Here is a 24846-nt window from a genome sequence, read left to right on the forward strand (position 1 = left end):
CCGAGGCCTCCGCCTCGTCCTCCACGTATTGGACTGCATAGAAGCGTCCGGGCAATTCACCGCGATCGGAACGGGATGATCGGAGGGGTACCAAATTGAACAAGGAGTTCAAAGAGGTCAAAGCCGACATCGGCGAAGGAAAGGAAGCTTCGACGACGGTCCGAGAGTTGCTTCGCTGGTTCGGTGCCCGCAGGCGCCGCACCGGGGTCGTCAAGAGAATACAAACCGAGTTGGATAATGCGGGTATCATAACCAGCCCAGATTTCACTAAGGTCTGGATTGACGCAGAAATAACGTTCAAGAAAGCGCCGGTTGCAGCGGCTGCTACCAAATCTTCCGGTAGCGACCAAGGCGAGGATGGTGCAGCCTATGCCCCAAAAGAGGCAAACTTCCTCATCAGCATGCTCAAGGCTGCCAACTGCGGTGTGGTTTCCGTCAACCCGCAGGATACCGTCGAGAAGGCGATTACCCTGATGCTGGCGCACGATTTCTCGCAGCTGGCGGTCATGTCGAACGAGCGCACGCTCAACGGTGCGATTAGCTGGAAGACGATCGGCAAGCGCTTGAGCCACGAGAATAATCTCGTCGAAGTGAGAGACGCCATGGAGACGGCCGTCGCTCTGGAAGAAAGCGAAGCGCTGTTCAAAGCTACGAAATTGATCATCGAGCACGAATTCGTCTTCGTCCGATCCTCAACCGACAAGAAGGTTACTGGTATCGTCACTGCGACAGATCTGAGCGAGCAATTTCAGTTTCTATCAGAGCCATTTCTCCTCATCGGACAGATTGAGAACCAGATCCGAAAGCTGATGAATGGAAAGTTCACTACCCAGACTTTGCAGGAGGTCTGTGGCGACACGGACTCGGAGAGAAGGGAGCGAATTCAATCTGTCGTCGACCTAACGTTTGGTGAGTATCTTCGGATAATTCAGAAGCCAGAGAACTGGAAACTGCTCGACCTTCGTGTAGACAGGGGCGTATTTTGCGCTGAGCTGGATAAGGTCCGCGAAATCCGAAACGACGTGATGCACTTCGATCCGGACGGGATCGACGAAGAGCAATACGATCAGTTGAGACGATTCTCAGGGCTGATGGAAGAACTGGATGCCTTAGCGCAATAGATATAGGCATCCACCCGGATGGGCGCGGAACTGACCGAGAAAATTCCTCTGTTCGTAGCTACTCCGATGACACTCTGGGAGATGCTCAAGCCGCACCTTCGCGGCCTATGATGGCCCTTTGCTTCAAGCATTATCGTGAGGGGCTGGCTCTACGGAGTCCGCACTCCACTTAAACCAACACTGCTTCCCAGAACGCGTTTTTCGAGAACCGTTTGCAAAAGATCCGCAACCCCATCTCCGTTCAAGTGGAGGCCGATTTCGTCGAGCGGCTTGTCTTCCGAGGCGGTCTGCGAGCCCCAGTTGAAGCTCGTCACAACGATGTCGTCATGATCCCAGAGCAGAGCTTTGCCGTGGAGCATGGCATTCTTGCCTTGCACCTTTCTAAGATCGACTCCCGCGCCAGCCATCTCTCCTGCGGCGCGCACATCGCGCTTCTTCACCTCGCCTGAGGGCACCGAATAAAGTGCCTGAACGGTCGAAATACGCTCAGATGCCAAGTGAGCTGGATCAAAGACGTTCTGGATCATCGGCGACCCCATTCGATGCGTCATCACGACCAGGCGTTCGCCTGCATCATGAGCGGCGCGGCGGAGCAGCGGCAGGTGATCGGGTGCGGCGAGAATTCGAAGGCTTACGGGGATCGCCTCTACGGCCCTCGCAGGTTCGAGTAGCCGAACAGGCTTCGACCTTAACGCTGCGCGCATGGCCTGCATGGCCTCTCGCGAGTCGCGGGACGATGGGACCGCCGCCGTTATGGCCCCGAAAAGATCGAGGCAGCTGGCAACTGCGCTATCGCGCAGTTCGATTGACAGCTCGTGGGCGCGAAATGGTGATTGGAGCCAGTTGCAGGACCCCAGCAACGCACGAGCTCCATCGACCCCGTCGTCTGCGACAACAATCTTTGCATGGCTGTGCACGGGTTCAAGATGGGTTGCGACGCCCGCGCCGGCCGCCCTCAATCTGGTCTGTAGCTCCGCCATTGCTCGCGTGTGCTTGTGCTCTTCGTCGAGAGATGTGCCGAAGAAGAGGTGGACCCGGACGCCACGCCGGGCGGCACTTTCAAAGGCGGCCCAGACACGGTCTTGTCCATGGCGGGCATTCGCGTCGTCCTGCGCTGCGACGAAGGTTGAGAGCACAAAGATATCGCTACGTGCCGCTTCGACGACCTCCTCGAGGCGCGCAAGATGATCGCCGCCGCCGAACAGTATCTGATCTGGCACCAAAGTCGTCTCGATCGGTGTGTCGAGACATGTCGGTCGCGCAGGTTGACTGGGTCGAGCGACTGGTAAACGACCAGAGGCGAGATGCTCGCGTACAGCCTCGCGAAGTTCGTCGCTCGCTCCTTCGGGAAGGGCACCATCCCTTGCGCGGGCGAGGTCAAGATGAATGTAGCGCTTCTCGATAGAGGAGTGATTGGCGTGGACCATGGTGAAGACCTCTCCGGGGCGCAGCGACGAACTGAGTAGCTGCCGAACACGCTCTTCCATGGAGGCGTCTGTCTCTGCCTCATCGTCGTCTGGAAAGTCGACGACCGTCGCCCCTTTCGGAATTTTCTTTACCGGCTTGATCACCACCTCGCGGCGGCGAAACACTGACCCCCCCAGTTTGTCGAAGACAAGGCTTACAGTAATCTCGCGACGCTGAGCTCGTTCGGGCAGCGATCGCCCAGCCAAGAGATGGGCGCGGGCCGCTTCGGTAATCGCGAGTGCAGGTTCGGGCTCGAAACGAACTTCGATCAAGCCGAACCGCATCAGGCGGCTCACTGCCGCTTCTGCGACCTGACGGGGAATGCCGAGCTCAACCGCCACCGAGGCGCTCGTTCCCGGACTCTGATGCAGTGTGAGAAGTAACTCTTCTTCGACGGGGCTCCAGCCCCATCGACGCTCGATGATAGCACGTGCACGATACAGTACAGCTGGGATCAAAAGCGTCATTCAATCACCTTTCCGTTCTCGCTGCAGGCGATGATTGAAGCCGATGGCAACGATTCTGGGTCGTCTGGCGCCGACATCTGTTCGATCTTTCTCAGCAGAGCCCCCAGGAATTCGAGACCATGTCCGGACCCGCGTTCGGGTTCGGACCATTTGATCGCGTTCTTGAGGAAGCCGGCCGATGTGACGAGCACAAGCTTGTGCTTTGCGCGGCTGAGTAGCACGTTCATGAGACGGCGATCCCCGACGATGCCGAGCGCATGCCGCCCCATTTTCTGATTGTTGCGCACGGTGCTCACCATCACCAGATCAGCCTCGCCACCTTGAAAACTATTGACCGTTTGGACGAACACACCGTCGCCTTTGGGGCTGGCAAAGCCACTCAAAAGGCCAGTCTCGCGGTCGATGCGCGAAGTAACTCGCGCCTGGAGGGTGCGGCACTGTGCGGTGTAGGGCGACAAAATCGCGAGCGTTGGAGTGGCGCCTTTTGTGGGGCCTAACCGGTCAAGGGCCTCGAACAGCGCTGTGGCCTCGGCCCGGTTGCTGGGAGAAGTGCCGTCAAATGTCTCAAATGCTCTCACCCGGGCCCGGCTTAATGGCGGTAGGTCGAGCAGGACGACGGGGGCTGACAGCGCCTCGCTGGCCGGAGTGATCGGACAGGGTCGGTCCGCAATGCGATCCACTGTGGTCAGTCGACCTCCATAGAACGTATTGGAAACCAAGCCGCAGATCGCAGGGTGCATGCGGCTCTGTTCGGTGAGCATAGAGACCGGCCCGCCAAAGACGGAAGTCATCTCTTCGGTTGCCTCGGCGATTTCACGAAATGGCTGCTCCAGTCGGAGCGCCGCCCCGAGTACATCGGCGCGAAGTTTCGGATCGCGTGCCACGGCGTCGAGTGACCTCCCTACCTCATCCGGGAGGTCCGACACGGCGTCGATAAGTTCGGGAGCGTCGGTGACCAGCGCTTCACCGGCTTCGTCGCGATAGAGACGCGCCTTGCGCTCTGCATCGAAAGGCGCCAGCTGGCGGTGGTCACCGATCAGGACGCGGCGGGCGCCCAGAAGCAGGGCGCCGATAAGTTCCGGACCACTCGCCCGTGCGGCCTCCTCCACGATCACCCAGTCGAACTGCTCACCCTCCGCGACCATTTCTTCGATGACAGAGGAATTTGCCGTCGCCAGCGTCACGTCTGCGCTGCGCAGGATTAGGTGCTCTGTATCCCGCAAGATCGCCTCACCCTCAGGGTCTACATCGCCTTCGGATCTACGCCTGCTCAGAACCCGCTCGACAGCTTCCCGCCGACGGCGCGAAAGTGGGCTCGTATCAGCGAGCACGAATGCATCGAGAAGCGTGCGCGCCTGGTCTCGAAGTTGGGTTTCATTCAGATCCGGATCTGGGCGCTCAATGCGTACGATGATAGGATCGCGCTCCACTTCCGAAAAATGCTCCCGCAGCTTGCGCTCCATTTCCGCGAGTGCGTCGTGGTTTTGCGCAGCAATGAGGACGCGTGCGGTCGGGTTGGATGTGAGGATGCTGCCGACCAAGCGTGATACGAGGAATGTCTTTCCGACGCCAGGCGGACCGACAACCAGGTCGATCGAGTGGCCGCGGCAGATAGCTTCCCACGCATCGGTCTTTGACGGATCGAGTTCGTCGGGCGGAAAGCCCGGCGCGGCCATGGCGTTTAGTGCGGGGTCAAGGCCGACGCTCCGAGGGTTTCCGATCGCGCGGAGGAGATCAATATTGTCTCGCGCTACGACAACATGCCGAAGCCGTCGGCGGATCTGGGTCTCAGTGCCGCGGTCCGGCCGCGGCCGCAGCAATACGCGCGCCTCAACAGGTAAGTTTCCTTCATGCCGAAACACGTAGAGCCGCCGCCCGTCTTCATCGATGACGTCCTCAAGTGACAGCTTTGGCGCTGTAGGGCCCAAGGTAAGCGCGTCCGACACTGTCAGCGTCCACTCCACAGTGCCGTCATTGCGCAACATTTCTCGTTGTAACTCAGCTGCGGCCTCCATGCGCCCGAACTTGGCTCGCCAGCGATCTCGCTCCGCGTCCGTGCGCGCCGCAACCCGCACAAGCCCTGGCTCAGGGGCATCCACAATCTCGGCCGGATAGTGATGCAACCGTCTTTCGAAAAGCGCCGCGACCTCAATTAGGACCAGCGCGTGCCATTCGACCGGATCAACGGCGCTCGGGGCTGTCGCCTTGTCCGCTCCAACCGACTTCCACGCCATTGCCCCACCGCCGGTTCGTGCGACGCGGTCGCGGGCCTCTTGAAGGTCACGCGCGACATGCACTCTTGCGTCTATCGCTTGGGAAGCAATCGCTCCGTCACCCTGGCCGCGCACTCTGCAGCCGGTGATACGGGCGATCCGATCGTCTTCAGCGAGAGGACGGACGTCGTAGACCGCGCGTTGGCTGAATACCTGGATCGTGCCGTCACGCCGACCAGGATTGCGCCAAGCCTGCGGTGCATTAGCTGTTAGGTCTTCCTGGATGAAGGCCAGAAGTGCGTCCGTATCTGCGGCGGCTATGAGTCCTCGCGTCAATGCTGGAGCATCGCGCCGAAAGAGATCACGCGCAGGTGCCACCACCAACTCATACCGACCGCTCGAGCCCACCCGCTCCAGTTCCGAACACAACTCCTCGATCTCGGCAGCCAGAGCGTCACCCTCGATGAACGCGAATTGAGGCGGCACACGGAGGCGGTCGAGCAGTCGCTGTTCAAGCGGTAGGAGCGCTGTGCGGTCTGCGTCGCTCTGTAGCAGGAGCCGGGCGGCAATGGTCCCAAGGTCGCGCCAGTCTTGGCTGTGAGAGACGACGGTGCCAGGTCGCAAAAGACCAGCACCTCCGCTGCCAAGTGAACCCACATGGATGCAACCTTCGTAGCCACCGAGCTTCAACTCCAGAGGCTCGATATTGACCGTGAAGATGGTGCCATCAGCGATACCACCGTGGACGAGATCGGCCGCATGGAGATGACCCAGTCCACGTACGAGCCGCGCGATTTGACGCCAGATGCTGGCCCGGCCTGACAATGTCCGTGCGGCATTTTCGAGCATGCGGCGGCTTCGGCCAGTGAGGGTCGCCAGCGTTCCGTCCGCGCCAGCCAAGCGGATCCCGATCTCGCGATCATCTTCGACGAGGTCGATAACCTCCAGCAGGACCTCGCGCGCTGTTTTTCGAGCCAGAACGCCTCGGACGCGTCGCACAGTGTCCGCGAGTATGCGCGCGACATCGCGATCGACGGCTGCGCCGGTTTTTTCGATTAGCGATAGCAGATATGGCTCCCCGTCAGCACGATCTGTGGCCATCCAGAGACCTGAAGCACTCCGAAAACGTTGTCCTCGAAGCCCGTGCTCAATCTCGAAACGCTGATCGAGCGGCACTGTCGATTCGACTTTGCGCTGCTTTTGCCCCAACCGGCGTCCCTCTTACTGCTTGTTTATATGCGCTCCATATTGGGTCCGCTCATGCAAAAAGTACAAGGGAGGCCATGAGTTTTTTGAAAAAAGCGGGTGTCCGCAAAGCGTGTTGGCTGGTTGTGTGGGACGGCGCACAGGAGTGGCAGCCCCGCTGCGGCTTTCCCACGCCTTGAACCGGACAACATGATAGGAATGTTCAATCCGCGGGTTGACGCTTCCACGCTAAACGCGGCTACGTACTTGCGCGGCGAGCATGGGGGAATGGATGCACCATACAGGTCATGTCGTGGCTGGTTGCCCACGCTATGGCGCGCCCTTCGATCTTCTGGGCCGAAGGTTTCTGAGATTTCGAAAATCGGCCGTCTGCCCGCGTCATGGAGAAGGTCAGCATGAACCACGAGGGAGTGCTGCGGAAATATTTCCGCCATTCCAATATCTCCGAAACACCTTGAGATTGATGCATGCCAGAGTCTAACAGGCGCGCAGTGCGGACATCCTCCTGCTGTTGCGACGCTCTTATCAAGTCGGCTGGTTCAATTCTCGCCAGATGAATCCTCAGCCACCTTGTGTAATCGTTTAGGGTTCTTCGTCGTTGGTCCACAGCGGAGTTGGCTGCATTCTCGCTATGCAAATGGCAGCAGGCCTTTACGCATCAGTGGCCAAGTTACGGTCACTTTGCCGAACAAATTGTGGCTATCGACCGCCTCGGGTCATGATCTACCTCGCTGTCCATAGGGTGGGAAGCCGACTTTTTCTGGACTGTTTGGCTTGCCGATCACGCAAGGGGGAGCTGATTTGTTCTTTGTTTGTAGCGCCCACATCTGGTAGTTTCGTGACATGGTTTTTCTATGGATAGTAAAATGGCAATAGTTAGACGAAAGTGTTTCATCTCTTACCACCATGCCGATCAGGAGGCCGTGAACCAGTTTGTGAAAGATTTCGACCATGAGTCGGATTGTTTCATCGCGCGCGGCCTGGGCGAGGAAATGCCAGGTGACATTATTCAAAGCACTAACACTGACTACATTATGAGGCGCATCCGCGAAAAGTTCCTCGGCGGATCGACCGTAACGATTGTACTAATGGGGCGTTGCACTTGGGCACGAAGATACGTTGATTGGGAACTACAGTCTTCGCTCAGACGAGGTGAGATGACGACCCCGAACGGTCTTCTTGGCATCAAACTCCCATCTTTCGGGGGGTTCCCCGCACGCTTCAATGGCAACCTTTCAAACGACTGGCCGCGCGTCGACTGCTATGCTCGGCATATGGATTATCCAGAATCAACGGCTGAGTTGGTAGCGAACATTGAAGCGGCGTTTCAGCGGCGGACCACCCATGCTAAAATGATCGTAAATCCTCGTGAGAGGATGTCCTATAACCGGCAGTGCTGAGCGAAATGGGAGAAGAAACTGAGCAAGCGAAAGCCGACTTGATCGCTTTTGTCCTCGATAGTGACTGGAATTTTTCGTTTCAGATCGCCCTGATGCCCGCAGTCATCATCGGAATCGTGCTCGTGCTCATGATTGTCGTTGTGCGACGAATGGCACATCGCCGCATGTCTGACTTCGAGATCGACAGTGCGGAAATGGGTTTCGGCGATGCAAAGTTCACATTCAAGCCGAACGATACTGATCGCCAGATCGCTTACTCGATTTGGGTCGAATTGAGCACGCGGAAGGTCGGGCTGCCGATTGATCCTGACGACGACGTAATCTCCGAGATTTATGACAGTTGGTATAGCTTCTTTAGCGTGACAAGGGAATTGATCAAAGACATCCCAGTCTCGAAGGTGCGCGGTGACAGCACAAGCAAGATTGTCGACTTATCTGTCGAGGTTCTTAACGAAGGCCTTCGGCCGCACCTTACGAAGTGGCAAGCAAGGTTTCGTCATTGGTATGAACATCAATCCGAAGATTTGGCTGACATCGATCCGCAGGCGTTGCAGAAGAAGTTTCCCCTCTACGACGATCTTATGGAAGACCTATTGGCAGTCAACGTAAGGTTGATTGCCTATCGCAAAAAGATGAACGAGTTGGTGCGCGGTTAGAATTTTTCAGAGCGAATGGTGGCTCCGACGGTCCGAACGAAATATCGTGGCGGCGGGGTAAAGGCCCGCTTAGGTGCCGACAGCGAACTTCCTGGTCCAATAAGGATGCTTGAGGCGCGGCTTTCGCAGAATGGCCGTCGGCCAGTCGGAAACGACGCGATCTCTGGCGCTTGAGCCAAGGGGTGTGCGGAATGGAAGTTTCCCGACGCACCAGACGGAAAAATCGAAAAAATTCCGACTGACGAATCTCGGCGTTTTTTCCGGCCGCGCAAACTTATGCGCAAATCACGCAATCTTATGGGTAGAACGCAAAGCTTTGCGCAAACCTACACTTGGCGCTGGCTGGGCCGGTTTGCCACGGACCGCTTCCTACGCACTGCTGCCGTATTGCCTGGTCTTTGCGATGTCCCTCGCGATCTGGCGGGTGTCTTCGTGTTCCTCGCGGGTGATGGCCGGAAGTCCATGTTCAAGCAGCAGTGCGGCTTCGAAGGGCAGACTTGGCAGATGTTCTTCAAGCCGTGGCATTCGGCGACGCCCTTGCAGGTCGGTCCTCTGTGCGGGTCGGAATAGTTCCGGTGGAACTGCTTCAGCGTCTGGCCCTATGGACAGATGTATTGATTGTTTTCGGCGTCCCACTCGAAGTCGGCCCGGGTCCAGGTACCATCGTTGCGGCCCGACTTCTCCAAGACGGGGATGGCGGCGCGATCTTGCGCTCGACCCGCCAACCCAGCATCGGCCCGGTGCCATAGGCGGTATCCGCGGCCAGGCGTTCTGGATGCAAATCGAACTTGGCCTTCACCCGGTCCAGCATGGTGCGTGTCGAGCCGACCTCCGCCTGCCGATCGACCGCGTCGCCTCGATCAGGCTGGCATCGACTGCCATGCGCTGCCCGCTCACCAAGCCTTCCTCGATGCTGCGTGCGACCGTCATCTCGAACAGGTGGCGTAGCAACTCACTGTCACGAAACCGGCCATGGCGGTTCTTCGAAAAGGTGGAGTGATCCGGCACCCGGTCAGCAAAGTCGAGGGGGCAGAACCAGCTATACGCCAAGTTCAGATGCACCTCTTCGCAGAGGCGCCGCTCGGACCGGATGCCGGAGCAATAGCCGACCAAGGGCATGCGGATCAGCAATTCGGGATCGACAGACGGACGGCCCTGCAAGATGGGCACGGATGCCGCTCAGGTCGACGAACCGATCGATGGATCGAAGCAGGTGATCTTGCGGAACACGATCCTCCAGCGAGAACTCGAAGAACAGCACTGGCTGAGCCTCCTGCTTCGGTCCCATCATCGCCAATCCTCCCACCTGATGTCGAAATTGAATCAGCGCCACGCCCAGCAATCAAGCGCGAGTCTTTCAACGGAATACGCCCTTTTTCGCCATACCTTGAACGCCGATTTTGTCAGCTGGTCGAAATTTGAAGCAGTATGCGTCTCATCGCTCATTTGGATAGAAACCTTAACAAGTGAACGAAGAGCGCTGATTAGCGTTACCCCACGCTAACGCTATGGTGCATAGTGTTTTCTTGGAGTAACGTTAGTTCTTATCGGAACGAAAGAGCCATGGTTTATTGACCTCTCACTGGCTCACTTAGGTTTTGAGGGTCGCGAAGGGGTGACACGATGGCGCAAAAGCTCCTGGTGCCACTGGCGGTTAAGCGGGAACTGCAGAGGATCGGCAATCGCATCCGCGCGGCACGACTTGCGCGAAACCTCCCGATGCAGCTGGTGGCCGAGCGCGCGATGACCACCCGCCAGACAGTTGGCCGGATCGAGGCTGGCGATCCCAAAGTTTCCTTCGGCACGGTTCTCGCCGTGCTCAATGGCCTTGGCATGCTGGAGTCAGTTTCCGGCATTGCGAGCGCCAAAAGCGATCCCTTCATGGAGGCGAAAACCGTGGAACTCCGCTCGCGCCGCGCTCGCCTGCCGGGCAATAGAAGGCGCAAGGCCTCTCCGGAGGACGGAACATGACCGCCCGCATTTAAGTGTATTTGGACTGAGAGCCTGCGTACATTTGAGCTACACACCGCTTCCCCATCGCCTAATCAGAACAGGACATATGTGGATCCTAACGGCGCGCCAGAATACAACGCGACTATTGAACAGTTTCCTTGATTTGCTGGACGTTTTCTTGCATCGAGGTGGCAATAGGGGTTGCGAAATGAAGCCGGTCAAAGATTTTTCGTTCGAAAAGCGAGCAGCTGAGAAGTATGCTGCACGAGCTAAGGATGAGCACGATCTTCGCTCTGGCGTCGTTTCTGTTGCGGAATTAGCTCGCTTAAACGGCGGTGGTCGTAAGAAGATCAAGCTGATCGGGCCCTCAGCGCGCATGCAGAAGCTGGCCTCTTTCTATTGATCCCCGGCCGTTACCAACGACCCAAGGGAGTTGGCCACCGGCCCTCATCCCGATTATTCACTTCCTAAACTATATTCTCGCCGCCGAGCAGTAGCAGTGCACTCCAACTTGAGTTGCGGTGCGCTCGTGGCAGCTCGTTGCGCCACAGCCAACATCTTTCGCTCCAGAAAACATGCACCAAAGCCACAGAAATTCGCTTCGGGATTTCCGTGTTTCCGAGGTTGAACCGATCTACTCGAGACAACTTCTTCGCCGGAGCCATCGTGAAACCGTCATCCTGTCGTCTTGAGAAAGCATTCCAATTTCTGATTGAAGCTGTCGCTACCCGCTCTGACGGTGAGCGTTTCTTGCCTGTCGTTCTTCACCTTGAAAAGCAAATCAGAGACCGCGAGAGTCAGGAGTCAGACTTGGCCCGGATCAAGAGGCTCGCGAGTGAAAGGCGTGACCCGAGAGATCACCGGGCGGAAAGTCACTGAAATTGATAAATCTGCAGCGAGTGTAAGAACGATGTTTCGCCGCATCCGCCGGGGGTGCCTATGCGGGCGACAATTTGCCTTCCTTTGCCGCTCCGCACTTTCTTAGGCATCATCAAAAATGGTGCTTCCATGATCCCGATACAGCGGGCCAACTGAACGACACCATTACCGCTGAGATCGCTACGCGATTCATAGAGAACACGTCATCTCGGCTTTTTCTCCCCGTATTCCTCAAGGGCCGCCATGAGATCGTGGCGGCCTTCGGAAAGCCTGTCCGCCAACCTCATACTTCGCCGGTTTCGAATTTTGTTCGCGTGGATTTCCGCGACCGTCTCGGCAATATAGTGACGTTTTACGATCTCGGTGCTCGCATGATGCGCTGCTGGCTTTGCAAGTTCGATCCCGGCAACACCGTGATGGGCAATGGCGTCCGAATAAAGCATGACACGAAGAGTGGTAAAGCTGTTGCCTGAGAGCGCCTGGAACACACGCGGGACGTATGTCGCGGCGGCAGGAGAACCATCCGGCAAAACGAAAAGTTGGCGCCTCTCCCGGATCAGTCTTTCCCTTAAGGTGGTGAGCATGACCGGGGAAGCGTCGCCGAGGACGAGCGCGTCGATGAAGCGCCCGACCTCCGAGTGAATCGGAAATTCAAAGACTTCGGGGCGCCGAGCATGGGTCTTTTGAATCTCGGTCCGGATCACCCATTCTTCGCGCTCCCAGAACAGGGTCTCGCCAAACACGAGCTGAGCCGAGGCGTTACGAAGCGGCGCGTTCGCAAAGACCGCAAGGATTGTCGCTCCGTTGCGCATCTGGTGCCGTTTCCTGGGATGCTCCTCAGCGGCGGCGCCGGCGAGGAGTGCCTCCGCCATATCGAGGACCCGATCGGTAGAATTCCCGGTACGCGCCAGAGCGAAAAACTTGAGGGCGCGCTGACCGGTTTCCCGGACCGCATAATCTCGACAGTAAGCACTGAGATGCCGTGTAATCTCGTTTGGAGCTCCGCTGTATCTGGAAAACAGCAGGAGCGCATCGACAGTGGCGCGCATAGTCGCCCATCGCAGCCCTTGCGGCCGCAGCATGAGCCGTGTCTTCAAGTCCTCGAGATATCCGTCGATTCCTGACAAAGTAAGCTCTGCATCGAGCTCACGCTTCCCTGCCGACCAAGCGTATTGACACAGCTTTTCGCGCATTCTCAACACCATGCTGCGGGCGGGCACCTGCATGCCCGCTTCTTGGCCCGGCAGCCCGTCAGCTGCGCGGCGCAACTCGCTCTGATAGCCCAAAGGGAGACTGTCGGGCCGGACGGAGACATGGCGTCTTTTCGGCGCGCGTTGTTGCGGCGGGGCAATGGGGTCCCACCCCCGCGCTTCGTAGGTCGGTCGAAGCACGCAGACATCGTGTTTCCGCACTCGCGACGGCTGGTAGCCCGTCGTTTTGTCAGACGCATTTTTATCCCGCTTAGCTTTCGAGGATCGGCGCGCCTGACGGATTTCCCCCAGAAACGACGGCTGGCAAACTGCAAAGACTTCTTGGAGATGATCGAGCCAGACCGCACGTTCGGGTTCCGGGCTGTCCCCGAGCCAATTTCGGATATCGCCTGCGGTTGGTGACGAAAGATTATGCGCCATGAGGAACTCGAAGAATCCGTTCGCGGTCTTGATTGAAGGTTCGGACAAGTCCGCAAAACCCGGCAGTTGTGCAAGACGTTTCCAAACGGGGTGCGCAAGTATCTCGTGGATCTTCATGCCTGTGCCGCCGTCACTTGTGGCGAGACCATCATTCTTTGGGCGCGCCGCTCAAACCTTTTTTGCTGCAAGGTCCGGGTCTGCCGATCGCGGTCGATGAACGCATAGTGCTGTCGCAGCGTCTTTTCGGTGTCGCCGGTCAGCGTTTCGAGCTCCGGATAGCACGTCGGATCATGGAAGATCTCGATCGTGCAAATGCCGTGACGGAAGTTGTGGGGCAACAGCGGCAGCCCAATGTGCGTGGAGCACTCGGCAAGCCAGCCGTCGAAGGTCGAGAGCACGAGAGCGCGGGGTTCGGCTTCGAGTGCAGGAAAGACATGATCCGAGAGAGCCGCGCCGCCGAACAGGGGACGGATGCGAGAGAAGTAGAAAGACAGAATGCGATAGCCTTCGGCGCCGAGCCCGTCCCTGTCGAAGACGAAACGCGGCAAGTGTTGGTTGCGAAGTGTCATCGCGTCCCCGTTCTTGAGGAGTTCGTTCGGAATGTGGATTTCCAGACGCGGGCGGGTCTTGTCTACGCGATGATCGTAGAAGGTCTGAGGATGATCTGAGAGCCTTAAGTCAGAAATGACGTTCGATTTGCGAAACGGCGCCCCCTCGAGTTCGATCGCGGCGAATGCGGCACAGACTCCATACATCCTGGCCTGCCGCAGAAGCTTAGCAGCAAGACGCCATTGGTCCGCAGTGAGAGGTTGCGTGGCAGGTGATCGGCTGTAGGCGAGAAGGTCGATGCCTTCAATCTCTGCCAGTTCCAGCGCCGCAAGCGCCTTTTCGGCGTAGGCGAAATGCTGAGTCTCGAATAGCTCCATGGCGACGGGGTCATTCAGAAGGTCCCTGCACCAGACCTCAACTTTAGCTGACATCATTTTGCTGGCCGCTTGGCCTTCGATCAGAACCGGCAGTGTCTTCGTGAGCCGTTCGACCTTGTCTGCCTCCTCCGAAAGACCCTGCGTGGATAGGGTCCGTTTCAGGTTCAACGCGTAGGAGAACAGGGTGCGCGGGGCGAGGCCGCCCGAGGTGCCAGACTTCTTGCATAGACGGATCAGCGTCTTCTCGATCAAGTCAGATCGGAACAAGGCGGTCAGACCGTTGACGCTCGCAAGATCGCAGTCGGCCTGGACCGTCCGCATATAGGTGCGCAAAGACGCAATATAAACGGCCTTGCAACTTTCCGAATATTCCTTGGCAGTTGCGCAGCGCGCTTCTTCGGTGAGCATGTCGTCATGGTAGACGACCGTTGCGTCCCGAACCCAGGTTTTGGCCTCCTCGTCCAGAAACGCGGGGAGCTGAGTGTCGAGGCGGAGGACACCGGCGAGAGTGCCAAACTCGTCGTGCGGCAGGAGCGGAAGACAGTTTGGGAACTGCCGAAGGTAGTCCAAGAATGCAGCTGCTTGCTTGATACGGCTCCACTCGTCAGTGTTGAAGCAATCCTCGCGCAGTGAGATGATCCGATCGCGCGTGAGATCGGACATGTCCCAACCTCTGGCACGAGCCAAGTCGACAAGCTTGGGCAGGTTGAAGGTTTGTCTCTCCTTGACCAAGGCAGCGTCGATCAGATCGGGAAGGATCGCCCGCAGCTGCGCGAAACCGTCTTGACGTTCTTGACGTGCACGCCGGGCCTGAAGCTCTCCCGTAAAGGTTTCGACCATCCGCCGCCCGTCGGATTGATATTGCTTGTAGGTCCGCGGCGTAATGCCCCAGTCGAGAAGCCTCGCGTTCAAGCGAGCATCTCCTTTCCGGTATTTTGGGGCGACCTGAAGGTAGATCTCCAAGGACCCCTCGAGCGTTTCGAGATGGCGCTCCAGATATCCGCGCTTGCGGAACAATCGTTCGAAGTGTTTCGCATATTGCCGCTCAGTGCCGCTCTTCAGGGCTTGGCCGAAGTGGAGAATGTCGAGCATCGTTGGGTCGTTGACGGTCAATTTCTTGTCCTCTTGGTGGTGTCGTTATCGGGAAGATTGGCCGTTATCGGGATCGCGATAATAAAAACCGGGGAGTTTACCTGTGCCGAAAACCTGCCGTGGGATGTTATTTCGAGCGTTATCGGGAAATCTCGGCACCAGCTCCAAAGAGAGCTGAAAACACACTCGTTTCCGGAGTTTCAGCGTCTTTACGTCGCTGCATTGGATCAGGAAACGGGCTTTGCAGACCGGTAGACGTGACTGTGAAAGACGGAGCAGGCGAGCCGATTGCTTGGGCGCGGATCAGCGCAGGAATCCAACGTCGGAGACGCGGACGAGCTTCACCATCATCTCGTCCGAGTTGTACGCCGTAATCATAGCGCCACTGCTGGTTCCGGAGAGAATTTCGAAGTGTTGACAGGGGGACACCCGTCATCCGGCTGACCCAAGCGATGTCCGCGAGGGGTTCTCTTAGCTGCGCTTTCGTTGCGTCATCGCTCGGCGCGATGCCGAACAATTGGCGCCAAACGTTGGCTTCAGGGTATAGTCCGTGGATCTTATCGATACCGAAACGCTGGGTGATGTCGGTTACCGAATTGCGACCGACACCGAGGTAAAGGCGCAGTTCCTGTGTGTTGAGCCCGGCGGGTTTCGCCGGAGTAATCGGATCTCGATAGAGTTCGAACGACATAAGCCATCTCCTTTTTCAGGAGATGGGTTCAGGTCAGCCTTCGCGGAAACAAAAAGGGAAACGGCGCCTATCTTGGAAGCAACCGTGGTTCAGAAAGCAAAGGGCCACCGCGGAACCCGGGCTGAGATCTCAAGTCTTCGAGACGTTGGACATTCGCAAGAAAAGTCTTCGCAAGATCCGCGCGCCCATGGACCGACAACTCATTCGGTCGCCTGAGCTTCCGTTCTACAGACTGTACCCAGTGAACATTCAGCTGCTCTGGAGAACGATCGCCAGCATATTTCATCAAACACGGGACAGGGTTGCGCCCAGGAGAGCACCCTGCGTCTTTTGCTGCGGCGTAAAGCTCCCGCCAAGCTTCCGTCCAAGGCAAATCGATGAAGTCACGCAGTGCGATCAAGGTTCTTTCATAGCGAGGCGCCTGAGCCTGAGTTTTAGAAGACGAGGCAAGGTTACCGAAATCGCAGCTAAGCAGTTCGGCAACTGAAGGTGTACTTGAAAGACCATTCGCGGCGCTTGACCTGAAAAGTGCTTTAGCTGCGGCTTTAACGGAGCGCTTGGTACTGTCTCCGTATCCGATCCTTGCAACCAACTGACCGAGTTCCGTCGAGAGACCAGCAGGCAGTTCCTCGAAGGATGAGCGGCCATCCGGCAGAGGGCCGACCAACTCTTCGGGTCGATATGTTGCGAGCTCAATGAAGCCCGCAGCGCGATCCATTGCGCGCGCCGCACCATGGACCCGCGCCCGTTGTCGCGTGGGCACTGTGTCGAGCAGTTCGATTAAAAAGTCTCGGTCCACGGTCCTTGGCGGAATGCCACGATTCACAGATACCGCACGAACCGCCGACAACATATTCAGTTCGTTCTCTGTGAAACCGACCTGTCGCAGCTTTTCGAAAAATGAAGCCCAGCGCCTAAGGACGGGATCGGCACGCCTTGCGGGTTTAGCCACCGCAGCCGATTTGTCCTTCTCTCGATGCGCCGGCATATGCTTAACGAAGCCGCTTGGTTGTTCAGGCAGAAGCTCGCGTGGGAAGTCTTCGTGTTCGAAAAGAGCATCTATCGCGAAAGCTCCAGTGCGAAAGTGCGCAAAGATATAACCTTCGAGAGAGATGCAGGTGCGAGCGAACCATGCGGGCGTCAACTCATGCGGAGCAAGACCATGAGAGATGGCAAGTTTCGATACCGTTTCGATCCTGCTTTTGAGCGATGTCATGTCCCGATTGCTTAGCTCTCGTCTGAATTCCGACCAGGCTTTGGCCTCCGCAGTCTCGGCATACTGACTTCGCCCGAAATCGGGGATACTGAAGTGTCGAATTAGCCTGTTTAGATAGTCCTCAAGAGTCTTCTTCGACGGCCGATCAAACCCGAGCTCCGCTGGTTCTATCCCGCGAAGCGCCTTAAGCGTCTGCTCGGTCAAGAGTTCCTTCGGGGAGATGTTGACCGATGCTTCGCAAAGCTCACACAGCACCGCCACACGATACACGAAGGCAAGAGCCATCCGAACAGAGGCGGGGGCATCTTGGTACTCCTGCTCAAGCCGTTCCGGCATTGGCGCATTTGCGCGATGATCCTTGGCGCGCGGAAGCGGCCCGATCGTTTCATCCGGAAGAAGACCTGTGCTCTTCGCTAAAGTACTGCCTTGTAAGCGATCCAAGACTCGACAAGCACTCCGGAAGTACATCCGGTCACCACCGCTCAAACGGGCATTTATTTGGATCGCAAGATCTCTATCAATTTGGCCAGGGTTGATGCCGTCGGGTAGAGTTTTCCGGAGCAGATAGAATGGGTTGACGGCCCAATCGCTGATCTCGAGACGTGCGAGCCTCTGGAGCGCGACGATTGGGTCAGAATCGACAACTTCCCCGGAGGCGAGAAATTGAAGGTCAAGAATCCGCCTCCGCCAGGATTGGTAGCGGGTCAGTTCGCACTTGAAGACCCGCTGAGCCCGAGCTGGAATCTCGTTCGATGGAAATCGTTCAGATAGCTCGGTCCCGCTGTAAGACATCATCATGAGTGGCACGCTCTCGATTTTAGAAAGGAGGGTGAGAGATGTGCAAAGCACGAAGGGATTACCGGCTCGCAAAAGCTCGGCAGGCGGGTGAGAGCTCGAGAGAGCTTGATATATGCTCGTAACATTCATGCGTAGAATATTGGTCGTTTGTTCTCGGACAGAAACATCTGCCGCGTTCTGTCGGTCGTCTCGTTCAAAACTGAAGCCGCACCGGATACTTCTTGCGTCGCGCCGGTCTTCCGGAGGACCTCGGCTCACCGCGCGACACCCCGCCTGGCGGATCGTCCACGCGGACGGTGGCAGAGCTCTGCGGTGCAGCTTCCGCGAACCGGTCGATCGGGCGGGTATGCGGCGTCGAGATCCCGCTGAGTGTTAGCTAAGCGGGACCTTCCGGCCGTTCGCCGCACGCGCTCAATCTATGCTGCGCCTGCACGGTCACCTGGGAGGAAGGGCGGACAGCGGCCATTCGCTGCGCCATCGATGAACGACTGCTCCGCAGAGAAGAGTGTATCTTGTTAAAGGATGCTTTTCGCGAAACGATCGAATTTGCTGTTTTCTCGATAAAGCGTCCGGACGACGATTGCCGCCACGATCCCGGTGGCGGCGCCTCCCAGAACGTCGGTGACGTAGTGGGTGCCGACGTAAACGCGCGACAGACAGATGAGGAAAGCCATCGCGAAGAATGCCAGCGCCCGTCGCGGAAGCTTCTGAAGCGCAAATGCCATGGCGACTGACATCGAGGCAGTGGCGTGGTCGGACGGAAAAGACCAGTCGGCGCTCTTGGCGATAAGAAGGTTGGAGGCTCCGGCGTCATATGGGCGCACGCGGTGGATGAAGAGCAGGATGCCCTGATTGATCGCAAGCCCCAGAAGGAACGCAAGCCCGGCGCAGATTGCAACATGACGCAGATGCTGCCGGTTTTCCCGGCTCCACCATTGCAGGACGACGACAAGCACGATGAAGGGCACACCCGTTTGAGTGATTGCGATCATTGCTTGATCGACAAAGGCGTTGTGGCCCGCGAAGGAATTGATCCAGTGAGTAATCGCTGCGTCCATTGCGAGCCTTTCATCGAACAAGCTGAAGTGCGGCAGGCAACTCGAAGGGCACCTGCTTCATCATCTTTTCGGGCTTAGTGGCATCGTTCATGGATTGCACGGGCTGAACGAAATAGCTGGCGAACTTGTGTTCCCCCGCGTCTCGGTCTCATCGTCCTTAGCCAAGCCCAAATCCTAACCCCAGGAAAGATACTGGGAAGTCCCTCTGGATTGCGTCGGGAAGCACCAATGAATGCGCCGCATATCATACAGCGCGGCCGAATTGTAGCTCTCCAAGCGATGCCTGTCCCTACCGCTCACAAATATCCCCCGGTTTGCGGAGCGCCTCGCGATAGGCATGACACCGACTTCATAACAACGTATTACTCTGGCATGGGATTTTCACTCGACCAGATCTTGCCTTCTCTCCAGAGCTTCGGGCTCTGGTCCTACTGGATCATAGGATTCGCCGCGCTCTTCGAAGCAGTTTTCGTAACCGGCATCATCATTCCCGGAACCCTCGTTGTGGATGCGGGCGGCCTGCTCGTTCAGCAGGGCGCACTCGATTTCCTCGATCTGGTCTGGTTCGTCGCGATTGGTTCGGTTGTGGGCGGCGAAATCAGCTTCTGGCTCGGCCGCTGGTTGCGCCGTGGGATCGAGAAACGCAGGAAACTGGAGGACTCAAAGAGTTATCGTCGAGCGGTCCGGCTCTTTGAACGCTATGGCGGATTCGCACTGGTGCTGGGCCGTTTCCTTGGACCTGTATCCGGGCTCGTCCCGCTTGCTGCCTCGGCCGCTGGCATGCCGCGACGCCGCTTCCTTTTATGGAATGCCATCAGCGGCTTCCCCTACGCGCTCGCGCATGTCGGCTTCGGTTTTGTGATCGGGCATGTCGCATCGAGCCTGGGCCCATACGCCTCGCGGCTCGGTCTCTTCGCCGTGGTGGTCCTCGTCGCATTGCTGCTGCTCTGGTGGGTGATTTTGCGGATCTTGCGCCTGATGCCCTTCATGATCTCGCTCTTCACCTCAATCGGCCACGCCATCCGCGAGAATCCCGACGTGCAGAAGTGGTCGAAGCGGCACCCGAAGACTGCTGCTTTCCTCGCGCATCGGTTCGACCGAACGCAGTTTTCCGGCCTGACGGCTACGCTTCTGGGTTGCGCGACCTTTTATATTCTTTGGATTTGGCTCGGGTCGGTCTTCGACTTCCTAATGGCCGAACCTATCGTTCTTGTGGACACACGGCTCGCAAACCTTATCCACGCCTTCTGGTCGCCGGAACTGCTGCGTCTCGCGGCGCATGTAACCGCGCTCGGCGATTGGCGCGTCATCGGGCTCGTTGGCGCGGCGGCTGGAGCTCTCCTCCTGGAGCGGCGGCGCCCGGACCTGCTGGTGGGTCTATGCGTTGCTCTGGGCGGTGATCTCGCATCGGTGAATCTACTCAAGCGTATTTTCCACCGCCCGCGCTCCGACCTCGGCTATTTCACTGAGGTCTCGGGAAGTTTTCCCTCCGGCCATGCGGGGCTGTCGGTCGCCTTCTACGGGTTTCTATTCTTCATCCTTTGGCGTGTGAAGTTGTTCCGGGCACCAGCGGCCCTGGTGGCCGCTGTCACCCTGGCGTTCTTCGTTGGACTAAGCCGGATTTATCTCATAGAACACTATCTATCCGACGTTCTGAACGGCTGGCTCGTCGGCGCGATCTGGCTGCTGGCGGGCGTCGCCGTGTCAGAATGGTGGCGCGACAGCAGGCCGTTGCAGCCCTCCCCGAACAGAGGTGGACCCAAGCAAATTGCGGCCTTCGGGCTCGCTGCGGTCTGCGTGGCTACAGCTGCGTGGCCAATCGTGAACTATGACAAGGCGCGCAACGTTTCGATCCCGGTCCAGGCAGACATAAAATTCGACACGGTGGACGCGCTCGTCGGCTCAGGCCGTCTGCCCGGCAGCACGGAATCCGTCGCCGGAACGGCCCTTGAACCGATCAACATAATGCTTCTGGCGCGCGATGAGGCGGAGGTAGAGAAGGCGCTCGACAAGGCCGGCTGGGTGCGGGCAGCAGATCCCGGATTGGCGACGCTGACGCGTGCAGCGATTGCTGCCTGGAGCAACGGTGCCGACGCTACCGCTCCGGTGACTCCATATTTCTGGGATAATCAGCCGAATGATTTGGCCTTCCAGAAGCAGACCCAAGACGCCACTTTGCGAAAGCGCCATCACATTCGGCTTTGGCGAACGAACTTCGTGAACGCCAAAGGCCAACGCCTATTTGTCGGCGCCGCAAGTTTTGACGACGGACTCAACTGGGGCGTCGACTGGGGTTTGCTGCACCACATTGACCCGAATGTCGACGCGGAGCGCGATGGGCTGGTCAAAGATCTTCGTAACGCCAATCAGGTTGCCGCCAGCAGCACCCTCCGCCTGTCGCAACCACGGCTCGGGCAATCAGTGGCTGGCGACCCATGGTTCTCGGACGGCATCGCGGCGATACTAACGCTGCGCTGAGGATAGAGCGCCGCCGAGCCTTCGGCGCTTCCGACCAACGTGCGTCGAAATAGTAGAAGTTCGATCATCGAGGGCACCGCAAAGGCACAACACAAAGAGTCGACTTCCTTCCTCGCCATCGCAAGGCGTCGCGTCGTGAAACCGAAGGCAAAACAGACATTAGCTGCAGCGTTCATCAATGACCCCTTTGGGCCGACCGCGACGGGTCCGTAGGTCAGGGCGGGAAGCGATCATTCGCTGCACCCAGCGCCAAAGACCGATAAGCTGATAAAGTCGGCTTCTCAGAGTGTGGCGCCCGATGCAGATGCGCCACGCCGGCGTATCTAAGACACAGGCCGTTTCGGCCGTACGCCGGATGGCTCAGGCAGTTTCAGGGCGGTAGATGCATTCGGCCAGAGTGGTGCGATTTAGATCGGCGATGAACGCCGCGTTGGCAGTGGCCAATCGAGTTTTGAGCCGGCATTGTGGGGTCAGGGGACAAGTGTTCCCCTCGGGTGCAAAGCACTCGACGATCGCTTGATCGCCTTCGAGTGCGGCGACCACGTCACCCAGCCTGATAGTTTCGGGCGGTCGGGCCAGGATCGCGCCCCCGCCTCCGCCACGTCGCGTTTCCAGCCAACCGTTCGCCGCAAGGGTCGAAATCACCTTGGCCAAATGATTGCGGGAGACCCGGAACTCTTCAGCCAGCTCGCCCGTGGTGAAGGGCTGTTCGGGGGTTCCTGCCATGCGCATCAGAACGCGCAGGCCATAATCGGTGAAGGAAGTGAGGCGAATTGTCGCAATCCTTAATTGGTATTTGAAGTGCGCATTGTGCGGATGATATGCGCATCAAAAATACCAATTCATTCCAATCCGCGCAAGATGCCGGGAGGACGTGAGAGGGGGCGCCGATGCACGACAATCCAGACGCAGAGTTCGAAGTCGAGACCCGCGCATGAGTATCAGCAACGAAACTCCCTTCTCGCAGTCGCACGGCAACCGGGTTGGCGCGTGGCTTTCCTGCCTTGTCGTACAGCCATTCCTGACGCGGATCGTCCGCCGGATCGCGAAACGGCATCCCTCGCTTTTTGCCCGCCTTGGCCCACATCAGGGCACCGATTTCCTGATCGACCCGCAGGAGTTGCCCTTTGCCTTGCATCTGCGACCCGACCCGCAGGCACCTCTCCTTCGGGCGGTTCCCCGCGAAGGCCTGCAGCACGCAGAGGCTACGATCCGCGGTCGGTTCATGCTGCTGCTGGAACTGATCGATGCTGAACATGACGGCGACGCGGCCTTCTTCTCGCGCGATCTCGAGGTGAGCGGCGATACCGAGGCGGTTGTGCGACTGCGCAATGCGCTCGACGACATGGACGGCTCGCTCGCCGAAGAAACGGCGGCGATGTTCGGCCGCCCGGGTCGCGCGGTCCTCACCCGGCTTCGGCGAGCGTATCACGGCGAAATCGAGACAAGAGAGAACCAATGAGCCTTGCCGAATTGATCTGCCCCGCAGGGACACCTGCCGCCCTGCGGACCGCCGTGGATGCCGGAGCGGACGCTGTCTATTGCGGCTTTCAGGATGCCACCAACGCGCGCAATTTTCCGGGGCTGAACTTCACGCCTGACGAATTGGCCGCATCAGTGGCCTATGCCCATGAGCGCGGCACGAAGGTTCTGCTGGCGCTCAACACCTATCCGCCCGCGGGCAAGGTGGACCTCTGGCGGCAGGCCGCCGAAACCGGCGCCCTGCTTGGCGTCGACGCCTTCATTGTCGCGGACATGGGTGTGGCCGATTACATCGCGCGCACCTATCCGGAAATCCGTCTGCATCTGTCGGTTCAGGCCGCGGCTTCCAGCCCCGAAGCGATCCGCTATTATTGCGAGAATTTCGGCGTCAAGCGTGTGGTTCTGCCGCGCATCCTCACGATCCCGGAGATCCGGCATATCCGGAAGGAAATCCCCTGCGAAATCGAGACTTTCATCTTCGGCAATCATGGTTTGATGGTCGAGGGGCGGTGCAGTCTCACCAATTACCTCACGGGCCAATCGACCAACATGGACGGGGTCTGTTCGCCCGCGTCGGATGTCGATTACGTGCGTGAGCCGGACGGGTCCATGTCCTCGCGGCTTGCGGGGTTCACCATCGACCGCTTCGGTCCGGATGAAAAAGCGGGTTATCCCACCATCTGCAAGGGTCGCTACACCGCACCTCATCGGCCTGAAGGCTACTACGCCTTCGAGGAGCCCGTGAGCCTGAACCTCTCGCGCCTGCTGCCCGAGTTGATCGACGCGGGTGTCCACGCGTTCAAGATCGAGGGCCGGCAGAGGTCGAAGAGCTACGTGCGGGGGGTCGTGAGCGCTTTTCGCGCGGCGGTGGACGACATCCGCGCCGGACGCGAGGCCAACATGGCTGATCTTGTCGCCCTGACGGAAGGGCAGAAACAGACACAAGGTGCCTTCCAGACCAAGAAATGGCGGTGAACCATATGACGAAACTGACCCTCGGCCCCATCGCCTTTCACTGGCCCGCAGATAAACGCCGCGACTTCTATGCGCGCATCGCCGATGAAGCCCCGGTCGATGAAGTCTACCTGGGCGAGGTGATTTGCTCCAAGCGCGCGCCCTTCCACGAGGCCGACTTGCCTACCATCATCGATCGGCTGGAACGGGCGGGCAAACGAGTGATCCTGTCCACGTTGGCGGAGGTCATGCTCAAGCGCGAGCGCAAGGCGACTGGCGATCTCGCCGAGATGGACACGCCCGAGATCGAGATCAACAATGCGGCGGGGCTCTTTGTGCGGGGAAAGCGCCCGCATCGTATCGGGCCATTCATGAATGCCTATAATGAGGCCACAATCGCGTGGATGGCCAAGCAGGGCGCGACCCATGTCTGCCTTCCGTCAGAGATGCCGGCTTCGGCTATCGCCGTCGCAGCGGGCGCCGCGCGCAAGCTCGGGCTCGGTGTCGAGGTGCAGGTGTTCGGTCGTGCCTCACTCGCCGTCTCGGCGCGCTGCTACCACGCCCGCGCCCACGGCCGGACCAAGGATAACTGCCAGTTCATCTGCGAGGCGGACCTTGATGGAATGCCCCTGCGCACCCGCGACGACAAGCCCATCTTGCGGGTGAATGGCATCCAGACCCTTTCGGAAAGCTATATCGACCTCCTGCCAGAAAGTGCGCGGCTCGTGGCCGACGGGGTCAGTCATCTGCGGTTGATGCCGCAGACGGTAGACATGGTCGCCGTGGCCAAAGTATTTCGCGACGCTCTCGACGCGCGAGTGCCCCTTGCGGAAGCCGAGGCGCGCCTTGCCACCATGTGCGGGGAGGTCGGACTAAGTAACGGCTTCTATCACGGCGAAGCTGGGTATCGTCGGATCGACATGGCAGCAACGGCCTGATGCCCGCACCTCTCGTCGCGAAATTCGCGCAACGGAGGGTGTCCATTCGGACCGGCTCACATCAGGTTGTTCGAGGAGCAGAGCGCATCAAGCGAGCGTTGCATATGCAAGCTCGATGGTCGTTACCGAACAGACCAGCGGGTTCCCTATAGCCCCAGTGGCGCGAGATAGAGCACCAGCAACAGGAGGCACACGCCTGTCAGCGCCACATCGAAGCCGC

At 58.5% G+C, this 24846-nt stretch carries 18 protein-coding genes and 1 pseudogene; 10 read left to right on the forward strand and 9 right to left on the reverse strand.

The features are described 5' to 3' along the window. Positions 1-95: 95 nt before the first annotated feature. Complete coding sequence (locus tag B6V74_RS14805; protein ID WP_146694564.1) at positions 96-1121, forward strand: CBS domain-containing protein; 1026 nt, start codon at positions 96-98, stop codon at positions 1119-1121. A 149-nt stretch (positions 1122-1270) separates the two neighbouring features. Here the strand turns inward: B6V74_RS14805 and B6V74_RS14810 are convergent, their stop codons facing one another. Further along, positions 1271-3055, reverse strand: coding sequence for a phospholipase D-like domain-containing protein (locus tag B6V74_RS14810; RefSeq protein ID WP_088723230.1), 1785 nt, complete (start codon positions 3053-3055; stop codon positions 1271-1273). Beyond that, on the reverse strand, positions 3052-6477 hold the full coding sequence (locus tag B6V74_RS14815; RefSeq protein WP_146694565.1) for an AAA domain-containing protein: 3426 nt from the start codon (positions 6475-6477) through the stop codon (positions 3052-3054). The genes B6V74_RS14810 and B6V74_RS14815 overlap by 4 nt, the downstream gene beginning before the upstream one ends. A gap of 863 nt (positions 6478-7340) precedes the next feature. On the opposite strand from B6V74_RS14815, the gene B6V74_RS14820 reads away from it, so the two are divergent. Further along, positions 7341-7874 carry a TIR domain-containing protein gene (locus tag B6V74_RS14820; protein ID WP_206185207.1) on the forward strand — a complete coding sequence of 178 codons (534 nt, stop codon included), beginning with the start codon at positions 7341-7343 and terminating at the stop codon, positions 7872-7874. After that, positions 7868-8530 (forward strand): hypothetical protein, encoded by a 663-nt coding sequence (locus B6V74_RS14825; RefSeq protein WP_206185208.1) that lies wholly within the window; start codon positions 7868-7870, stop codon positions 8528-8530. Before B6V74_RS14820 ends, B6V74_RS14825 begins: the two co-directional genes overlap by 7 nt. A gap of 384 nt (positions 8531-8914) precedes the next feature. Here the strand turns inward: B6V74_RS14825 and B6V74_RS14830 are convergent. Continuing rightward, positions 8915-9791 (reverse strand): annotated as a pseudogene (locus B6V74_RS14830) (transposase); the annotation flags it as partial. Between B6V74_RS14830 and B6V74_RS19170 the strand changes: the two are divergent. The 3 genes from B6V74_RS19170 (at position 9693) to B6V74_RS18810 (ending at position 10886) form a co-directional block, all read left to right on the forward strand. Further along, positions 9693-10034 carry a hypothetical protein gene (locus B6V74_RS19170; protein WP_240497119.1) on the forward strand — a complete coding sequence of 114 codons (342 nt, stop codon included), beginning with the start codon at positions 9693-9695 and terminating at the stop codon, positions 10032-10034. The pseudogene B6V74_RS14830 and the gene B6V74_RS19170 sit on opposite strands and share 99 nt — an antisense overlap. Positions 10035-10153: 119 nt before the next feature. After that, on the forward strand, positions 10154-10501 hold the full coding sequence (locus tag B6V74_RS14835; RefSeq protein ID WP_088723233.1) for a helix-turn-helix transcriptional regulator: 348 nt from the start codon (positions 10154-10156) through the stop codon (positions 10499-10501). A gap of 190 nt (positions 10502-10691) precedes the next feature. Next, positions 10692-10886, forward strand: a complete 195-nt coding sequence (locus B6V74_RS18810) for a hypothetical protein (RefSeq protein WP_146694566.1) — start codon at positions 10692-10694, stop codon at positions 10884-10886. A 679-nt stretch (positions 10887-11565) separates the two neighbouring features. Here B6V74_RS18810 and B6V74_RS14840 read toward each other — a convergent pair. The 5 genes from B6V74_RS14840 to B6V74_RS14855 form a co-directional block, all read right to left on the reverse strand. After that, positions 11566-13110 (reverse strand): hypothetical protein, encoded by a 1545-nt coding sequence (locus B6V74_RS14840; RefSeq protein WP_088723234.1) that lies wholly within the window; start codon positions 13108-13110, stop codon positions 11566-11568. Then, positions 13107-15032 carry a hypothetical protein gene (locus B6V74_RS14845; RefSeq protein ID WP_146681612.1) on the reverse strand — a complete coding sequence of 642 codons (1926 nt, stop codon included), beginning with the start codon at positions 15030-15032 and terminating at the stop codon, positions 13107-13109. Before B6V74_RS14845 ends, B6V74_RS14840 begins: the two co-directional genes overlap by 4 nt. A gap of 118 nt (positions 15033-15150) precedes the next feature. Next, complete coding sequence (locus tag B6V74_RS18815; RefSeq protein ID WP_146694567.1) at positions 15151-15702, reverse strand: hypothetical protein; 552 nt, start codon at positions 15700-15702, stop codon at positions 15151-15153. A 67-nt stretch (positions 15703-15769) separates the two neighbouring features. Further along, entirely contained in the window at positions 15770-17716 is a 1947-nt protein-coding gene (locus B6V74_RS14850) for a hypothetical protein (RefSeq protein ID WP_088723235.1), read from the reverse strand. A gap of 515 nt (positions 17717-18231) precedes the next feature. Then, positions 18232-18774, reverse strand: a complete 543-nt coding sequence (locus B6V74_RS14855; protein WP_088723236.1) for a phosphatase PAP2 family protein — start codon at positions 18772-18774, stop codon at positions 18232-18234. A gap of 372 nt (positions 18775-19146) precedes the next feature. On the opposite strand from B6V74_RS14855, the gene B6V74_RS14860 reads away from it, so the two are divergent. Continuing rightward, positions 19147-21252: an LssY C-terminal domain-containing protein gene (locus B6V74_RS14860; RefSeq protein WP_168184234.1), complete on the forward strand. Its 2106-nt coding sequence runs from the start codon at positions 19147-19149 to the stop codon at positions 21250-21252. Between the two features lie 360 nt (positions 21253-21612). Here the strand turns inward: B6V74_RS14860 and B6V74_RS14865 are convergent, their stop codons facing one another. Beyond that, the gene (locus tag B6V74_RS14865) at positions 21613-22026 is read right to left on the reverse strand and encodes an Rrf2 family transcriptional regulator (RefSeq protein ID WP_075777667.1); all 414 of its coding nucleotides are present in this window, start codon (positions 22024-22026) and stop codon (positions 21613-21615) included. 160 nt (positions 22027-22186) lie between these two features. On the opposite strand from B6V74_RS14865, the gene B6V74_RS14870 reads away from it, so the two are divergent. Genes B6V74_RS14870 through B6V74_RS14880 form a run of 3 tightly spaced genes read left to right on the forward strand, consistent with a single transcriptional unit; the run spans position 22187 to position 24626 of the window. Then, positions 22187-22714 (forward strand): SCP2 sterol-binding domain-containing protein, encoded by a 528-nt coding sequence (locus B6V74_RS14870; protein WP_088723238.1) that lies wholly within the window; start codon positions 22187-22189, stop codon positions 22712-22714. Beyond that, a complete protein-coding gene (locus B6V74_RS14875) occupies positions 22711-23709 on the forward strand; it encodes a peptidase U32 family protein (protein ID WP_088723239.1) in 999 nt (332 codons plus the stop codon). The genes B6V74_RS14870 and B6V74_RS14875 overlap by 4 nt, the downstream gene beginning before the upstream one ends. 5 nt (positions 23710-23714) lie before the next feature. Continuing rightward, a complete protein-coding gene (locus tag B6V74_RS14880; protein ID WP_240497115.1) occupies positions 23715-24626 on the forward strand; it encodes a U32 family peptidase in 912 nt (303 codons plus the stop codon). Positions 24627-24846 lie beyond the last annotated feature (220 nt).

Origin of the sequence: Thioclava sp. F42-5 (assembly GCF_002213195.1) — a bacterium.
Lineage (GTDB): Bacteria > Pseudomonadota > Alphaproteobacteria > Rhodobacterales > Rhodobacteraceae > Thioclava > Thioclava nitratireducens.